Consider the following 15,517-nt stretch of genomic DNA (forward strand, 5'->3'; position numbering starts at 1 on the left):
GGCGATTGCGTGCGCGCCCGGCACATGTGCTAGACGCGCCGGCAGACCCTCTTGCGGCGCAACAGTTTCCCGCACGCGCGGGGCCGATGTGGACGGTGAGCACGGAAAAGCCCCCTCACCGCGGTGAGGGGGCTTTCACAGACCGTGCTCACGGTTCGATGAGCGGGACCTCCGGCGCCGGGCCGTCGGACAGCGGGATCTGGAACCGCTGCGTCAGGTACGAGGCGATGGTGTGGAACAGCGGCGCGGCGGAGTGGCCCACCGGCAGCGTGGTGTCCGGCGCGTCCAGCCGGATGCCGACGACGAACCGCGGGTGGTCGGCGGGCAGGATGCCGGCGAAGGTGATGTTGTAGAGGTGGTCGCTGTAGGCCTTCGTCCGCGGGTCGACCTGCTGGCCGGTGCCGGTCTTGCCGGAGATCTGGTACCCCTCGACCGCCGCCGTCGGCGCGGTGCCCTTCTGCAGGCCCTTGCCGTTCTGCGCGACCGCGCGCATCATGTCGCGCACCGTCTTCGCCGTCGGCGCGGGAACCACCTGCACCGACTTCGGCGCCGGCTCGGGCACCGTGGTGCCGTCCGGGTTCACCTTCGCCTTGACGATCCGCGGTTCGACGCGCAGGCCGTCGTTCGCGATCGCCTGGTACATCCCGGCCATCTGCAGCACGGTCATCGACAGGCCCTGCCCGATCGGCAGGTTGCCGAACGTGGTCGCCGACCACTGGCTCTGCGCCGGCACCACACCCGCGCTCTCGCCGGGCAGGCCGACGCCGGTGCGCTGGCCGAGCCCGAACTTCTTGAGCAGGTCCGAGTAGCGGTCCGGGCCGATCTTCTGCGCCAGCAGCAGCGTGCCGATGTTGGACGACTTGGCGAAGATCCCGGCGGTGGTGAAGTTCTGCGTGCCGTGGGTCCAGGCGTCGTGCACCGTCTTGTCGGCGATCTGCAGCGCGCCGGGCACCGCGGTGGTCGACTCCGGCGTCGCGACGCCGTACTCGATCGCCCCGGTGGCGGTGACGATCTTGTTCACCGAGCCGGGTTCGAACGGCGTGGTGACCGCGGGGTTGGCCAGGTCGTCGGTCGTCCAGGTCGACTGGTCGTTGGGGTCGAACGACTTGTCGTTGGCCAGCGCGTAGACCTCGCCGGTCTTCGCGTCCACGACCACGGCCTGCCCGCCCTTGGCGTGCGACTGCTGGACGTAGTCCGTCAGCTGCCGCTGCACCTCGTACTGCAGGTCGGAGTCGATGGTCAGCTCGAGGTCGGACCCCGGGACGGCGGCCTGCAGGTCGCGCTCGGTGCCCGGGATGACGACGTTGTCGCTGCCGTTCTTGGTGTTGACCAGCATCCGCCCCGGCGTACCCGCCAGGTCGTTGTCGCGGACCAGCTCCAGCCCGACGAGGCCGTGCAGGTTGTGCTTGGAGACGTCCGGGTCGTCGGAGCGCCAGTTCGCGGCGCCGACGATGTTGGAGGCGAGGCTGCCGCCCGGGTACTCGCGCAGCGCGCGCTTCTCGACGCCGATCCAGGGGAACTGCTTGACGATGTCGGCGGCGACCGACGGCTCGACGTTGTTCTCGAGGTAGGTGAAGGACGCCTGCTTGTGGAACAGGTCCAGCAGCTGCTGCTCGGTGAGCTGGCTCGGCACCTTCGCGGCGATGTACTTCGCGGCCGCGCCGGTCTCGGTGTCGAACGTCTTCTTCGTGCCGGGGGTCTTCACGGCCAGGTCGTCCATGCTCTTGTGGAACGCCTTGAGGTTCACCGACAGCGTGCGGACCTCGACGCTGAACGCCAGCTTGGCGCCGTTGCGGTCCACAATGGACCCGCGCTGGGCCGGGATGTCGATGGTCTGGGTGCGCTGCTTCTCCGCGGCCAGCGACAGCTCGCCGGCCTCGAACCACTGCACCTGCACCAGTTTCGCGCCCGCGACGACGAGCACGGCGACCAGGATGAGGCGCACCGCGGAGAACCGGCTGCGGTGGCCGCCGTTGCCCCGGCTCGCGGCCGCGCTCCGGGTCCCGGCGGCGTAGGTCCGCCGCGCGCTGCCCGCGTTGCGCGCCCGGGCCTGACCGCCCCGGCTCGCGGCCATCACTGGCCCCCGGGCTGGGCCGGCGGCGGCGCCGGCTGGTCTTCGGCGGGCACCGCGGGCTGGTCACCCTCGATCGGCGCGCCCTGCTGCGACTGCGTGCCCGCGGCGGGGGCGGCCGGCGGCGCGGCCGGCACCGCCGGGGTGTCCGCCTTGGCCTTCTTGGGCTCGCCGACCAGCGACGTCTTCCCGTCGGGCCCGACGAGGATCCGCGCCGGGTCGCCACCGGGCACCATGCCCAGCTGCTGGGCCGCGGGGGCCAGCGACGCGGGCGACTCGGCCTTGGCGACGTCGCGCTGCAGCTGCTCCTTCGTCTCCGCCAGGTTCGAGTTGGTGGTGCGCAGCTGCTCGAGGCGGTAGGAGTCGGCGATCGCCTGCGTGGTCAGCCACAGCGTGGTCGCCACGCCGGCGGCCAGCAGCGCCATCATGAGCAGCACGAACGACGCCCGCGACTTCGGCAGCCGGAGCTTCAGCTTGGGCTTGGGCACGTCCGGCCGGCGCTCCGCCGGCTTCGCCTTCGGCGCGGTACGGGGCTCGCGCTCCTTCAGCAGGTCGGCGCGCTGGGCGCGGCGGGCGTAGGCGCGCTCGGCCGCGGACGTCCGCCCGCGCGACGCGCGCCGGGGCGCGGCCTGGCCCGGCTCGTCGGTCTTCGGCTCGGTTTCCACCTCGACGGTGGTCCCGCGCGCGACACTACTGTCACGCTTGCGCGTCGCGGGCCCGCCGGCCCGGCGCTTCGTGGGAGCGGTCATCGCGGCTCTCCGATCCTCTCGGCGGCCCGCAACCGCACCGAAGCGGCGCGCGGGTTGTGGTCGGTCTCCTCTTCGCCGGCCTTTTCGGCCCCTCGGGTCAGGAGCTTCAGCTCCGGTCCGTGCCCCGGCAGCTCCACGGGAAGTCCTTCCGGCGTGCGGGACTTCGCGAGCTCGGCCAGTGCCTGCTTGACCAGCCGGTCCTCCAGTGACTGGTAGGACTCGACGACGATCCGGCCGCCGACGGCGAGCGCGCGCAGCGCGGCGGGCATGGCCCGGCGCAGCACTTCGAGCTCGCCGTTGACCTCGATCCGCAGCGCCTGGAACGTCCGCTTGGCCGGGTGCCCACCGGTGCGCCTGCTCGCCGCCGGTACGGCGTCGTAGAGCAGCTCGACCAGGCGCCCGCTCATCGTGAACGGTTCCTTCTCGCGGGCGTTCACGACCGACCGGACGATCCGCTGCGCGAACCGTTCCTCGCCGTAGTCGCGCAGGATCCGGATCAGCTCGCCGGGGGCGTAGGTGTTGAGGACGTCGGCGGCGGTGAACCCGGTCGTCGGGTCCATCCGCATGTCGAGCGGCGCGTCCTTCGAGTAGGCGAACCCGCGCTCGGCGCGGTCCAGCTGCATCGAGGAGACGCCGAGGTCGAACAGGATGCCGTCCACACGGGACAGTCCCAGCCCGGCCAGCGCCTCGGGCAGCTCGTCGTAGATCGTGTGCACGAAGTCGACGCGGTCGCCGTGGCGGGCCAGGCGTTCGGCGGAGCGCTCCAGCGCGGCCGGGTCCCGGTCGAGAGCGACCAGGCGCAGGCGCGGGAAGGCTTCGAGGATGGCGTCGGAGTGCCCGCCGAGCCCGACGGTCGCGTCCACGAGGATCGCGTCGCGGTCGGCGAACACGGGAGCGAACAGCTCGACGATGCGGTCGAGCAGCACCGGGACGTGCTCGGGTGCCGTCATGTCCCCTCCCCCTTTCTCGGTGCCCGTTTCCGTGGGCGACTCGGGGGGAAATGCAGCGGATGCCGTCAGGTCCCTGTCCGCCCGCTGCTGACCTGGTACCGGGGAAGGTGCACCAGGGCCATTGAGCGGACAGAGGCCTCACGGCATCCGGGTGGGCGTCTCCACGGTGCGCGGGCGGTGGCGTACCCCCGTCCCCCGACGACGTGGGTGCACCGCGACCACGCGCCTAGAAGACGCCCGGCAGTACTTCCTCTCGAGCCTTCGCGTAGCTGTCTTCGTGTTCCTCCAGGTACCCCTGCCACGCTTCGGCGTCCCAGATCTCCAGCCTGGTGATCGCCCCGATCACCACGCATTCCTTGCTGAGCCCCGCGTAGCGGCGGAGCTCGGGCGCGATGCTGATGCGCCCCTGCCCGTCAGGGCGTTGCTCGTCCGTCCCGGCGAACAGGTAACGCTGGTAGGCCCGGACGGCCTCGTTCGTGAACGGGGCCTCGGCGACCTTGCGCGCCATCTGCTCGAACTCGGCGCGGGGGAAGACGAAGAGACAGTGGTCCTGCCCCTTCGTGAGCATCAGCCCGCCGGCCAAGGCGTCGCGGAACTTCGCGGGCAGCGCGAGCCGCCCTTTGTCGTCCAGCTTCGGGGTGTGGGTGCCGAGGAACACGGCCTCCACCTCCCTACCGCATCCGGTGGCGGACCACTGGCTGCGGCTCCGGGGCTTCCCTTCCGCCCCACTGGCCACCACCGTACCCCACTTTTCACCACAGTCAACGCGACAAAACCGCGTCTCACTCCGTCGTGTCTCCCGTTTGCGCTGGTCAGCAAGGTGGGGGTGAGTGGGGGGTGCGGTGGGGCACCGTGGCCAAGATCCCCCGCCGTGGTGGACCAAAGCAACCTCAGCTGCCCCCGAAACGTCCGCATAACGGCCGCGAAAGAACCAGTACCACCCGCCGCGGGGCCGGGTGGGGACTCCGGTGGGGTGCGGTGGGGATCCGGGTGGGGTCCGGTGGGGACACGGGTGGTGAGAAGCGGGGAACCCGGGTGACCAGCACACCGACGTGACGGAACCCGGAACTCGCGTGATCGCAGCCGCCATTCGCGTGACGGGACCCGTAACTCGCGAGTTCCGCCCTCGATCACGCGAGTCACGGCCCCGATCACGTGACTTCCGCCGTCGATCACGCGGGTCCTGGGCTTGATCACCGGGACTGCCCGTCCGGCCACGGTTCGTGCCCCTTCGGGCACCCGGGTCAGGTTTCGGGGGTGAGCAGGGCGGCGACGCGGGACGCGAGGCGGGCGCTGTCGACCGGGGTGACGGTCACCCACTCCTGCCCGCCGCGGCCCGCGGTCTTCGTCGCGCAGTAGGCGCCGACGTCGGTGTCGAACCACGTCAAGCCGCCCGTGCGCTCGACCCGGCCCGACGCGGCCCGGCGGCTGACGCTGAACTGGCCCGCCGCGTACACCGGGCGGGCCTGGATCGCCAGCACCTCCCGCAGCTGGGCCGACGACGCCGCCGAGCGCGCGCCGCGCTCGGCGAACACCGGGTCTTCGACGCCGGCGGCGAGCGCGGCCGCGGCGAGGCTGACGCCGTAGCCCGGGCCCGCCGTCAGTTCCGGCAGGACGTCGACGATCGCCGTGCACAGCTCGCTTTCGCGGATGCCGTCCAAGCTGATCGTCTGCTCCGGCTGGGTCGCCAGCACGCCGCGGCGGCCGCGGACCGCCGCCACCGCGCGGAACGGCACCGCCGCCGTCATGTCGGCCAGTGCCTCGCAGGCGACGAACACCTCCCCCGCCGCGAGCAGCTCCAGCCGGTGCGCCAGCGCGGGTTCCAGCCGGGTCCCGTCGTAGAGCCCGCGCCCGGCGAGGTTCTCGTAGACCGCCTTGCGGACCCCTTCGCGCTCCTCGTCGGTGCCGCCGACGCTGCGCACGCCGAGCGGCTCCGGCGGCCGGTCGTGGCCGAGGTCCGTCCAGAGGATGTCGAACGCCGACGCGGAGACGCGGATCAAGCCTGCCCCAGCGCCGGCGGGGCCGCGAACGTCCCGGCCGGGACGTGGCCACGCAGGGCCGTGTCCCGGGTCCGGAGGACGTCGATCGCCTTCTGCCGCGCGGCTTCCGCCTCGGCGCGGCGCGCCTCCATCTCGTCGGCCAGCCCGGCCAGCACGAGGATGTTGCCCGCGCCGGCGGCGTCGCGGATCATCGCCGCCGGGTCGTAGGTCACCGGCGGCGGCATGTCGGCCCGGGCCCGCGCGGCCGCGTCCGCCTGCGCGCCGACCGCGGTGCCGACCGACGCCGACACGGCGGCGGAGTGCGACAGCCACTGCGCGGCCCGGCCGAGCGAGGCGCGCGCCGCGTCACCGCCCGGCCCCTGCCAGGTGTCGTGCGTGCCGGCGATCAGCGCGGCCAGGTCGGCGGTCGACTCGTGCAGCCGCTTCGCGAGCCCGTCCCAGCGGGCGCCCACCTCGCCCGCGGCGACCGGGTCGTTGTCCCGCTCGACCTCGGCGGCCATCGCCTCGTGGCTGTAGGACTCGTACCGCGCGGCGGGGACGGGGGGTTCGGCGTCGGGCACGGCACACCTTCCGGTCGTCGGGTCAGGGCAGCTTGGGTTCGACCAGCCCGGCCACCGTGCCCGCGCGGCGGCACGCAAGCGTGGTGTCGGTGAAGCCGGAGTTGCTGACGTCGACCTGGACGCTGCCGGAGTCCCCCACCCCGAGCAGCACGGCGCAGGTGCCGTCGGCGGCCTTCTTGTCCGAGACGCGCAGCGCCGGGTGGGCGCCGACCGTGGTCCTGGTGGCCGTCTTCTTCGCGACGGCGAGGTCGGCCAGGCCGTTGCGCTCGTCGAGGGTCACGGTGACGCCGAAGCTCGCGGGCACCGTCCAGTCGCACGCCCGCGCGCCGGCGATGTCCTTCGGCTTGCCGAGCACGCTCACCCCGGCGCTGGAGCGGTCCTGCGGCGAAAGCAGCGTGCACGGGTCGAGCGCGGCCAGCGTGCCGGGCTCGGCCGGGGGCCGCGACGTCGACGGCGCCACGGTCGAAGCGCCGCCCGCGACGGCCGGCAGCGCGGGTTGCTGTCCGCAAGCCGCGAGCAGCAAGAGGGCCGGGGCCCACAGATACTTCTTGTGCACGCCCTCAGCCACCCGTGCAGTCCACGCCGTCCGCCGCCGTCTCGTCGGCGTGCTGGTACTTCGCCAGCGCCTGGCCGATCCGGTGCTTGAGCGTCTCGAGCTCCTTGCCGAACGCGGTCAGCTGCTGCACGGCCGAGCCCTGCCCGCCGATGCCGTACTCGGCCATGAACTTGCCGATCTCCCCGGCGTACCCGCCGCCCAGCGGGACGCTGCGGCCGAGCACCTTGGCCTCGCGCACCATCTCGCCGACGACGTCCTGCAGCTGGCCGAGCTTCGCGTAGGCGTCGGTCGCCAGCTCGGGCGCGACCGCGAACCCGCGGACGTCGAACGGCGGCTGCGTTCGCACCTCGCTCATAAGCGGTTACGCCTCTCCGAAAGCGGAAACAGTCGGGCGACCTCTGACAAGAAGAGCGTACGCCGTGCAGGGCGTCAGCAGGAGCACCCGGAATCGGGTGACACTGCACCCGATCGGAGTATCGTCCCTGCTTGCGCAGTGTCATCGATCGCCATCGCGACGGTCAGGCCGGCGGCTTCGCGGGGTTCCGCCCCTCGGTTCGCCCGGGTTTGACACACTGGATGGAAGGCTGGTCGCTGCGCGGACAGCAGCCAGGGGGCCGACCGGCCCGGCTGGTGCGCACTCCGCGCCCAGCCATGCGCCACCAGGAGGTCGAGTGACGTCGAGAATCCAGTCTGCGACGCCCGGATCGGGCGAGCAGGCATCCGGGCGACCGCCTTATCCGGCGGACGCCTCGGGCAACGGCCGGGTGAACGCCCGGCCGGGCAGAGTGTCGCTGGACGAACTGCACGAGGCCGCCCGGAAGATCGCCGCCAACGTCGAACGGGTGCTGGTCGGCAAACCCGACGTCATCCGGATCGCACTGGTCACCCTGCTCGCCGAGGGCCACCTGCTGGTCGAGGACGTGCCCGGCGTCGGGAAGACGTCGCTGGCCAAGGCGCTGGCCCGGTCCATCGACTGCACGGTCAGCCGCATCCAGTTCACGCCGGACCTGCTGCCGAGCGACGTCACCGGCGTCTCCATCTACAACCGCCAGTCCGGCGAGTTCGACTTCCGCCCCGGCCCGGTGTTCGCGAACATCGTGGTGGGCGACGAGATCAACCGCGCCTCGCCGAAGACGCAGTCGGCGCTGCTGGAGTGCATGGAAGAGCACCAGGTCACCGTCGACACCTCGACCTACAAGCTCGAAGAGCCGTTCATGGTGATCGCCACGCAGAACCCGATCGAGATGGAAGGCACGTACGCGCTGCCCGAAGCCCAGCGCGACCGCTTCACCGCGCGGGTCTCCATCGGCTACCCCGACCAGCAGGCCGAGCTGGCCATGGTCGACGAGCACGCCGGGCACAACCCGATCGAGGACCTGCAGCCGGTCTCCGACGGCGAGACCGTGCACCGGCTGATCGAGACGGTCCGCGGCGTGCACCTGGCCCCCGAGGTCCGCCGCTACGCGGTCGACCTCGTCGCGACGACGCGGCAGCTGCCGGAGATCCGGCTCGGCGCGTCCCCGCGCGCGACGCTGCACCTGGTCCGCGCGGCGCGCGCCCAGGCGGCGCTGTCGGGTCGCGACTACGTCGTCCCGGACGACCTGCACACCGTCGCGGTCCCCGTGCTGGCGCACCGCCTCATGCTCACCACCGAGGCCCACGCGGCCCGCCGCTCGGCGACCGACGTCGTGCGGGCTGTCCTGCACCGCGTCCCGGTGCCCCAGGGCTCCGGCCCGCGCCAGTAGTCCCTTCGGCGAAGGTGAAGAGAACCGCATGCTGCGTGCCCTGTCCGGCCTGACCACCCGCGGCCGATGCCTGCTGGCCGCGGGGCTCGCGGCCGCGGTGTGCTCGTTCGTCCTCAACGAACGCGACCTGCTGCGGGTCGCCGTCTTCGTGGTGGCCCTGCCGCTGCTGGTCGCCGTGTTCATCTCGGCGACGCGGCTGCGGATCGGCGCCACCCGGGCGCTGCACCCCCAGCGCGTCGCGGTCGGCGCGAACGGCGAGGTGCAGCTGGAGCTGTGGCGCAGCGGGCGGCTGCCGGCCGGCGAGATCCTGCTCGAGGACGGCGTGCCGTACGCGCTGGGCTCCCGGCCGCGGTTCGTCGTCGAACGGCTCCCGCACGACAGGCGCGTCGCGCTGCGCTACCCGCTGCAGCCGGTGCTGCGCGGGATCCAGCAGGTCGGGCCGCTGCGCGCGACGATCACCGACCCGTTCGGGCTGTGCGAGTTCGAACGCGAGCTGATCGGGCACTCGCGGCTGGTCGTCGTCCCGCGCGTCGTCGCGCTGTGGGGGCTGCCGAGCGGCGCGGGCATCGGCGTCGGCGACGACGGCACCGTCCGGCTGCACGCCGGGCAGGGCGAGGCCGACGTCATCGTCCGGCAGTACCGCCAGGGCGACGACCTGCGGAAGGTGCACTGGCGCTCGACCGCCCGCCGCGACGAGATCATGGTCCGCGTCGAGGAACGGCCCTGGCGCGGCGGCACCACGGTGCTGCTCGACAACCGCGCCGCCGCGCACCACGGTTCCGGTCCCGCCGCCAGCCTGGAGTGGGCGGTGTCGTTCACCGCGTCGGCCGCGCTGCACCTGCGCCGCGCCGGGCACCGCGTCCGGCTGGTCAGCGAGCACGGCGTCACGCTGGCCGACACCCCCGGCGACGGCGGCGACCACTACGACCACATCGTGCTCGACGCGCTCGCCGCGCTGCAGCCGGCGCACCAGCGCGACATCACGCTGGCCCGCGACCCGGCCGACGGCCAGGAGCTGGTCGCCGTGCTCGGCACCGTCAGCACCGAAGCCGTCCACGAGCTGACCCAGTTCCGCCCGCGCGGCATCCGCAGCCTCGCCGTCCTGCTCGACACGCCCACGTGGTCGGCCGGGGTGAGCGCGCCCGAGCAGCGGGCCGCCGCCACCGAGGACTCGGCCGCGCTGCTGCGCGCGGCCGGCTGGGGCGTGGTGATCGCCGGCCCCGGCTCGCCGATGCCGCAGGTGTGGGCCGAGCTCTGCCAGGCGGGCGCCCGCCGCGGCACTCTGATCGGCGGGAACCGATGAGCACCGCCGCCCCGCCGCGTCCGCCGGCCACCCCGCCCCGGCGTCCGTCCTCCCAGCACCCGCTCTCCGCCTGGCGCGCCAGCCTGCTCGCCCCGGCCTGCGCCGCGATCGCGACGCTGTGCGCGGCGACGTCGGTGACCAGCGTCGTGGCCGGCCTGGCCTGGTTCGGCTACCTGTTCGTCGCCGTCCTGCTGATCGGCGCCACCGGGCTCGCGCTGCGCTCGCTGCAGGTGCCGACCGTGCTGGTCGGCCTCGGCCAGCTGCTGGTCCTGCTCTTCCTCATCACCGGCGCCTTCACCACGCACGGGATCCTGCTGGTCGTGCCGGGCCCGGACGCCTTCACCGAGCTCGGGAACACGCTCTCGGCGGCGGCCGAGCAGATCCGCGTCGGGCTGCCACCGGTCGAGGGCAGCCAGCCGATCCTCTGCCTCATCACGATCCTGATCGGCCTGGTCGCCGTCCTGGTCGACACGCTGACGGTGGCCGCCGCGGCGCCCGCCGCGACCGGGCTCGTGCTGCTCTGCGTCTACGCCGTGCCGGCCGCGCTGTCCGAGGACATGCTGCCCTGGTGGACGTTCCTGCTCGGCGGGGCCGCGTTCGCCGGCCTGCTCGCCGTCGACGGCAACCACCGGCACCAGCGCTGGCGCACCCGCGACGCCCCCGGGCGCAGCGGCAAGCCGGGCGTGCTGTCGGCGCCGGTCGCGGTCGTGGCCGCGGCCGTCGTGCTCGGCCTCTTCGGCGGGGCGATCACCTGGGTCGGCACGGTCGGGCGGATCCCGTTCGGCAACGGCGGCGACGGCCCGGGCGCGGGCGCCGGCGGGTTCGGCATCCAGCCGTTCACCGAGCTGCGCGGCATGCTCGACCAGGGCGCGAACCGGGAGCTGTTCAAGGTCCGCGGCCTCGGCACCGACCGGCGGCTGCTGCGCGCGATGACGCTCGACACCTACTACCCCAACAAGGGCTGGGGCATCCACGACGACGGCCGGTCGCAGCAGGGCATCCCGATCACGCCGCAGCTGCCGCCCGCCCCGGGCGACGACGGCGCCGGTCCCGCCCGCCGGGTCGACGTCGAGCCGACGAGCTGGCGCGACAACTGGCTGCCGGTCTACGGCGCGCCGCGCGCGATCGACGGCGCGGGCAGCGGCTACCTCTACGACCAGGTCAGCGGCACGGTGTTCACCACGCGCAGCGAGGTCCCGCCGTCCTACACCGAATACGCGTCGCTGAAGGAGCCGACGGCGCAGGAGCTGCGCGTCACCGACAAAGTCGACGACCTCCCGCCGCGCTACACCCAGATCGAGCGGGTCGACGACCGCGTCCGCGCGAAGACCGACCAGCTGATCGCGGGCAAGTCCAACGACTTCGACCGGGCCAGTGCGATCTGGCAGTACTTCACCGCGCAGAACGGCTTCGTCTACGACACGCAGACCGCGCCGGCCAACGACGCCGACGCCCTCGCCGACTTCATCCTCAAGGGCAAGCGGGGCTTCTGCGAGCAGTTCGCCTCGGCGATGGCCGTGATGCTGCGGGTGGCGAACATCCCGTCGCGGGTGGCGATCGGCTTCACCCCGGGCGTCCCGGTCAACGACTACCTGTCGATCACCACCCAGGACGCGCACGCGTGGGTCGAGGTGTACTTCGGCGACAAGGGCTGGGTCACGTTCGACCCGACCCCGCTGTCCGACGGCCGCGGCATCACCCCGCCGTACCTGCAGGCCGGCGGCGAGAACGGCGACCAGCCGGACGACACGCAGGTCGCGCCGAGCACGGTGCAGCCGAGCGCCGCGCCGACCGGCGTGCCCCGCGACACCGGGCAGAACGCGCAGGCCCAGGACACCCAGCAGACCGACGACGGCACGCCCGCCTGGGTGTGGATCCTGGTGTACGTGCTGGTCGGCTTCGCGATCCTGGCGACCCTGCTGGTGGTCGTCGGCGGAATCCTCTACCGGAGACGGCCGGGGGTCACGCCGGAGAGCGCGCCGGCCCGGACCGGGCTCGGGGCGGTGCTGACGAACTGGCTGCCGCTGATCACCACGGTGCTGTGGGTGGCCGTGCTGGGCATGCTCTCGTCGCTGCTGTCGTGGTGGTTCGGCCTGATCGTGGTGCTGCTGCTGGCCGCGTTGCTCGGCCCGTCGGCGGCCCGCGACGTCGGCCGGCGGCGACGGCTGCAGGAGATCGTCGGGCACCGGCCGGGCGCGGCGGACGCGGCGTGGTCGGAGCTGCGGGCCGAGTGCGCCGACCGCGGGCTGCCCATCCCGCCGGGCGACACGGTCCGGGTGGCCGGGCAGAAGCTGGCGAAGAAGCACCACCTCGACGACGAAGGCCGCGAAGGCCTGCGCACGGTCATCGGGGTCGTGGAGCGCTCCTGGTACGGCCAGGACGGCGAAAGCGACCCGACGCTCCCCTCGGCGTTCGACCACCTGCGCCGAAGCCTGCACCGCAACGCCCCGCTGTCCTGGAAGGGCCGTCTCTTCCCGCGCTCGATCTTCCGCAACCGCGACTGACCCCGGGCACGCGAGATCCGCCTCGGATCACGCGAGTTACGGGGCTGATCACGCGAGTTCCGGGTCCAGTCACGCGGGATCCGGGGCTGCTCACGCGAGTCGCGGGCCGGGGCACGCGGGGGTCACCCATCCGGGTGGTCACCTACTGTCACCGCCGGTGCGGGCGGGCTTCAAACGTAGCTGAGCACACAAGAAGATCCGCGTCCCACCGGGCGGGCGGGACGCGGATCTCGTGGTCTAGCGGCGCTACTGCTCTTCGAAGCGCTGGCGGAAGCGCTCCTCCATCCGCTGGGTGAACGAGCTGCGGCGGCCTTGCTGCTTGCCGCCTCGTGCGCCCGGTCCACCGCCCTTGCCGTCCGATTCGGCGCCGTGCCGGATCGATGTGACGGCCAACATGACCCCGAAGAACATCACGAGGAACCCGAGCACGCTGATCAGCGGGATGTCGGCCACCCGGAACTGCGGCACCACCACGCCCAGCACCAGCAGGGCCACGCCCACTACGAACAGGGCGATGCCCTGGATACGCCGTCGGCGAGCGGGGCGACGCAACCGGGTGCCACGCACCGTGGATGCGAACTTGGGGTCCTCGGCATAGAGCTCGCGCTCGATCTGATCGAGCAGCCGCTGCTCATGCTCGGAGAGTGGCATCTTTCCTCCTCCGGCACAGCTGTCGCGGGCGCCGGGCCGCGCAACGTTCTGGACCCAACAGCCAACCCCAGGCGGGGTGGCACTGTCCAGGATACGAGGCCCGCGCCCGGACGACTACCCGATCCCGCATCCAGAAGGGATCGAATTGGGGTAAATCCGGGCCGAAGGGGGCTGACGGACCGTCACGATCGCCGATCGTGACCGGTTCAGGGCTCCCGCGGCGCCAGGAGTGAGGCCGGCCGGATGGCCGCGGAGCCGAACTTCGAGCGGGCGACGTCGGCCGCGACCTCGGCGTCCCGCCACCGCGGCGCCGGTGAATCGAACACGAGCTGCTCGCCCGCTTCGCCGGTTTCGAGCCCTTCGACCCGGACGCCGATCAGCCGCACGGCGCCGGTCGGCGCGTGCTCCGTGAGCAACGCCACGGCGACGGCGTGGATCTCGCGGGCGACGTCGGTGGCCGAGACGAGCGTGCGGGCCCGGGTGATCGTCCGGAAGTCCGCGAAACGCACCTTGATCGAGACGGTCCGGCCGCGCACCTCCCGCCCGCGCAGCGTGGCGCCGACCCGCTCGGCCAGGCGCAGCAGCTCGAGGCCGACCTCGGCGCGGTCGTGCCGGTCGACGTCGAAGGTGTGCTCGGCGCCGATCGACTTGTCCGGCGACTCGGTGACGACCTCGCGTTCGTCGATGCCGCGGGCCAGCCGGTAGAGGTGCTCGCCGGCCGCGACGCCGAGCGACTTGCGCAGCCGGTCGGGCGGGAACGCGGCGACGTCGGCGATGGTGTCCAGCCCGAGCCGCCGCAGGTGCTCCTCGGTGCGGGCGCCGACGCCCCACAGCGCCGAGACGGGCAGCGGGTGCAGGAACGCCAGGGTCTCCGCAGCGGGCACGACGACCATGCCGTCCGGCTTCGCCATGCCCGAAGCGAGCTTCGCGACGAACTTGACCTTCGCGACGCCGACCGAGCACGTGATGCCGTGTTCGGCCGCGACACGGTCGCGGATCCGCGCGCCGAGCTGGGCCGGCGTCGCGCCGAGGCGGCGTAGCGCGCCGCTGACGTCCAGGAAGGCTTCGTCGAGGCTGAGCGGTTCGACGAGCGGGGTGAGGTCGCGGAAGATGCCCATCACGCCGCGGGAGACCTCGCCGTAGAGGCCCGCGGTCGGCGGGATGTTGATCAGGTGCGGGCAGAGGCGTTTCGCGGTCGAGAACGGCATCGCCGAGCGCACGCCGAACTTGCGCGCCGGGTAGTTCGCGGCGGCCACGACGGCCCGCGGGCCACCCCCGGACACGACGACGGGCCGGTCGGCCAGCTCGGGGCGCGTCCGCAGCTCGACGGACACGAAGAAAGCGTCCATGTCGACATGCAGCATTCCGCAGCCGGCGTCGTCCGGCAGCGGTTCCCCCGGCCGGACCCGGAACCGGCCCATGCCGCCGGGAAGTTCAGCGTTTCGCCCCACGAGGGGGACGCTACCGCCTGCCACCGACAGTTCCGGGCGGGCGATGCGCACACCAGCGTGTGACGTGAACACCCGGCGGCCCCACACGTCACTTTCGCCGAGAAAGATGCGCCTGGACGACCCGGAGACGTCACTTTCGCCGAGAAAGATGCGTCTGAGGCGCCCTGGACGCATCTTTCCTAGAGAAAGCTCGTATCAGGAAGCCTGAGGTGGTCCGGTCAGGCCGGGTGGCGGGCCAGCGCGTGGAGGCGGCCCGCGATGTTCCGCAGTGCCGGGGACGAGGCCGCCGCCTGCTCGAACGCCGCCAGGTCCTCGTCGCGGACGCCGCCCGGGACCAGGTCCGCGATCACGCGGTCGCCCTGCAGCAGGGTCACCTCGAGGCCCGCCGCTTCCAGCTGGGCCTTCAGGCCGTCGCCGTCGAAGCGGCGCAGGACCGTGTCGCCCGGGGCGATGCCGTCGGCGCTCGTCAGCAGCTGCTGCGCTGCCGCCACCCGGCCCGCCAGGGCCCGGTGCAGCACCGCCGCGTGGCGGTTGGCCACCAGCACCGACACCGCTCCGCCCGGGGCGACCGCCGCCGCGAGGGCGGCCAGCACCGCGGCCGGGTCGTCGACGATCTCCAGGAGGCCGTGCGCCAGCACCAGGTCGGCCGAGCCGGCCGGGATGTGGCGGCCGAGCGCGTCGGCGTCGTCGGCGATCACCGTGATGCGATCGGAGACGCCTTCCTCCTCGGCGCGGCGCTTCAACGTCGCGAGCGCGTTGGGGCTCGGCTCCACGACGGTCACCTGGCAACCGGCCGCCGCGAACGGCACCGCCCAGCCGCCACTGCCGCCGCCCACGTCGACGACGCCGGGGTGCTCGGCGCCCCGGGCGCGGGCGGCCTCGATCTCGGCCTCGAGCACCCGGCGAACGGCGCCCGAACCCCGGGCGGCCACGGTGTCCGTCTTCATGTCGCACAGAGTAGTGCCCGGTCCGGCGTT

14 protein-coding genes are annotated in these 15,517 nt (G+C 73.1%); 3 read left to right on the forward strand and 11 right to left on the reverse strand.

The genetic code is table 11. The features are described 5' to 3' along the window. Positions 1-148 precede the first annotated feature (148 nt). The 8 genes from MUY22_RS46615 to MUY22_RS46650 all read right to left on the reverse strand — a co-directional run bounded on the left by MUY22_RS46615 (position 149) and on the right by MUY22_RS46650 (position 7,241). On the reverse strand, positions 149-2,074 hold the full coding sequence (locus tag MUY22_RS46615; RefSeq protein ID WP_247054587.1) for a penicillin-binding protein 2: 1,926 nt from the start codon (positions 2,072-2,074) through the stop codon (positions 149-151). Continuing rightward, positions 2,074-2,820, reverse strand: coding sequence for a hypothetical protein (locus MUY22_RS46620; protein WP_247054589.1), 747 nt, complete (start codon positions 2,818-2,820; stop codon positions 2,074-2,076). The genes MUY22_RS46615 and MUY22_RS46620 overlap by 1 nt, the downstream gene beginning before the upstream one ends. After that, positions 2,817-3,770 carry a 16S rRNA (cytosine(1402)-N(4))-methyltransferase RsmH gene (gene rsmH / locus MUY22_RS46625; protein WP_247054591.1) on the reverse strand — a complete coding sequence of 318 codons (954 nt, stop codon included), beginning with the start codon at positions 3,768-3,770 and terminating at the stop codon, positions 2,817-2,819. The genes MUY22_RS46620 and rsmH overlap by 4 nt, the downstream gene beginning before the upstream one ends. 226 nt (positions 3,771-3,996) lie before the next feature. Beyond that, positions 3,997-4,428 (reverse strand): division/cell wall cluster transcriptional repressor MraZ, encoded by a 432-nt coding sequence (mraZ, locus tag MUY22_RS46630; RefSeq protein WP_247054593.1) that lies wholly within the window; start codon positions 4,426-4,428, stop codon positions 3,997-3,999. 586 nt (positions 4,429-5,014) lie between these two features. Then, positions 5,015-5,770 (reverse strand): ESX secretion-associated protein EspG, encoded by a 756-nt coding sequence (locus tag MUY22_RS46635; protein WP_247054595.1) that lies wholly within the window; start codon positions 5,768-5,770, stop codon positions 5,015-5,017. Further along, positions 5,767-6,270, reverse strand: a complete 504-nt coding sequence (locus tag MUY22_RS46640; protein ID WP_247064455.1) for a PPE domain-containing protein — start codon at positions 6,268-6,270, stop codon at positions 5,767-5,769. The genes MUY22_RS46635 and MUY22_RS46640 overlap by 4 nt, the downstream gene beginning before the upstream one ends. An 82-nt stretch (positions 6,271-6,352) precedes the next feature. Continuing rightward, on the reverse strand, positions 6,353-6,886 hold the full coding sequence (locus tag MUY22_RS46645; RefSeq protein WP_247054597.1) for a DUF3558 domain-containing protein: 534 nt from the start codon (positions 6,884-6,886) through the stop codon (positions 6,353-6,355). A 4-nt stretch (positions 6,887-6,890) separates the two neighbouring features. Then, positions 6,891-7,241: a hypothetical protein gene (locus MUY22_RS46650; protein ID WP_247054599.1), complete on the reverse strand. Its 351-nt coding sequence runs from the start codon at positions 7,239-7,241 to the stop codon at positions 6,891-6,893. Positions 7,242-7,557: 316 nt separating this feature from the next. Here MUY22_RS46650 and MUY22_RS46655 point away from each other — a divergent pair, with 316 nt between their 5' ends. From MUY22_RS46655 to MUY22_RS46665, 3 genes are read left to right on the forward strand one after another with little or no spacing between them, the layout of a single operon-like run. Then, complete coding sequence (locus MUY22_RS46655) at positions 7,558-8,631, forward strand: MoxR family ATPase (RefSeq protein ID WP_247054601.1); 1,074 nt, start codon at positions 7,558-7,560, stop codon at positions 8,629-8,631. Positions 8,632-8,659: 28 nt separating this feature from the next. After that, entirely contained in the window at positions 8,660-9,934 is a 1,275-nt protein-coding gene (locus MUY22_RS46660) for a DUF58 domain-containing protein (protein WP_247054603.1), read from the forward strand. After that, a complete protein-coding gene (locus tag MUY22_RS46665) occupies positions 9,931-12,438 on the forward strand; it encodes a DUF3488 and transglutaminase-like domain-containing protein (protein ID WP_247054605.1) in 2,508 nt (835 codons plus the stop codon). Before MUY22_RS46660 ends, MUY22_RS46665 begins: the two co-directional genes overlap by 4 nt. A 246-nt stretch (positions 12,439-12,684) precedes the next feature. Here MUY22_RS46665 and MUY22_RS46670 read toward each other — a convergent pair whose 3' ends face one another. From MUY22_RS46670 to MUY22_RS46680, 3 genes are all read right to left on the reverse strand, one after another. Further along, positions 12,685-13,089, reverse strand: coding sequence for a DUF3040 domain-containing protein (locus tag MUY22_RS46670; protein WP_247054608.1), 405 nt, complete (start codon positions 13,087-13,089; stop codon positions 12,685-12,687). A 206-nt stretch (positions 13,090-13,295) separates the two neighbouring features. Next, entirely contained in the window at positions 13,296-14,510 is a 1,215-nt protein-coding gene (gene dinB, locus MUY22_RS46675) for a DNA polymerase IV (RefSeq protein ID WP_247064457.1), read from the reverse strand. 248 nt (positions 14,511-14,758) lie between these two features. Next, the gene (locus MUY22_RS46680; protein ID WP_247054609.1) at positions 14,759-15,487 is read right to left on the reverse strand and encodes a bifunctional 2-polyprenyl-6-hydroxyphenol methylase/3-demethylubiquinol 3-O-methyltransferase UbiG; all 729 of its coding nucleotides are present in this window, start codon (positions 15,485-15,487) and stop codon (positions 14,759-14,761) included. Positions 15,488-15,517: the final 30 nt, after the last annotated feature.

This window comes from Amycolatopsis sp. WQ 127309 (assembly GCF_023023025.1).
GTDB lineage: Bacteria > Actinomycetota > Actinomycetes > Mycobacteriales > Pseudonocardiaceae > Amycolatopsis.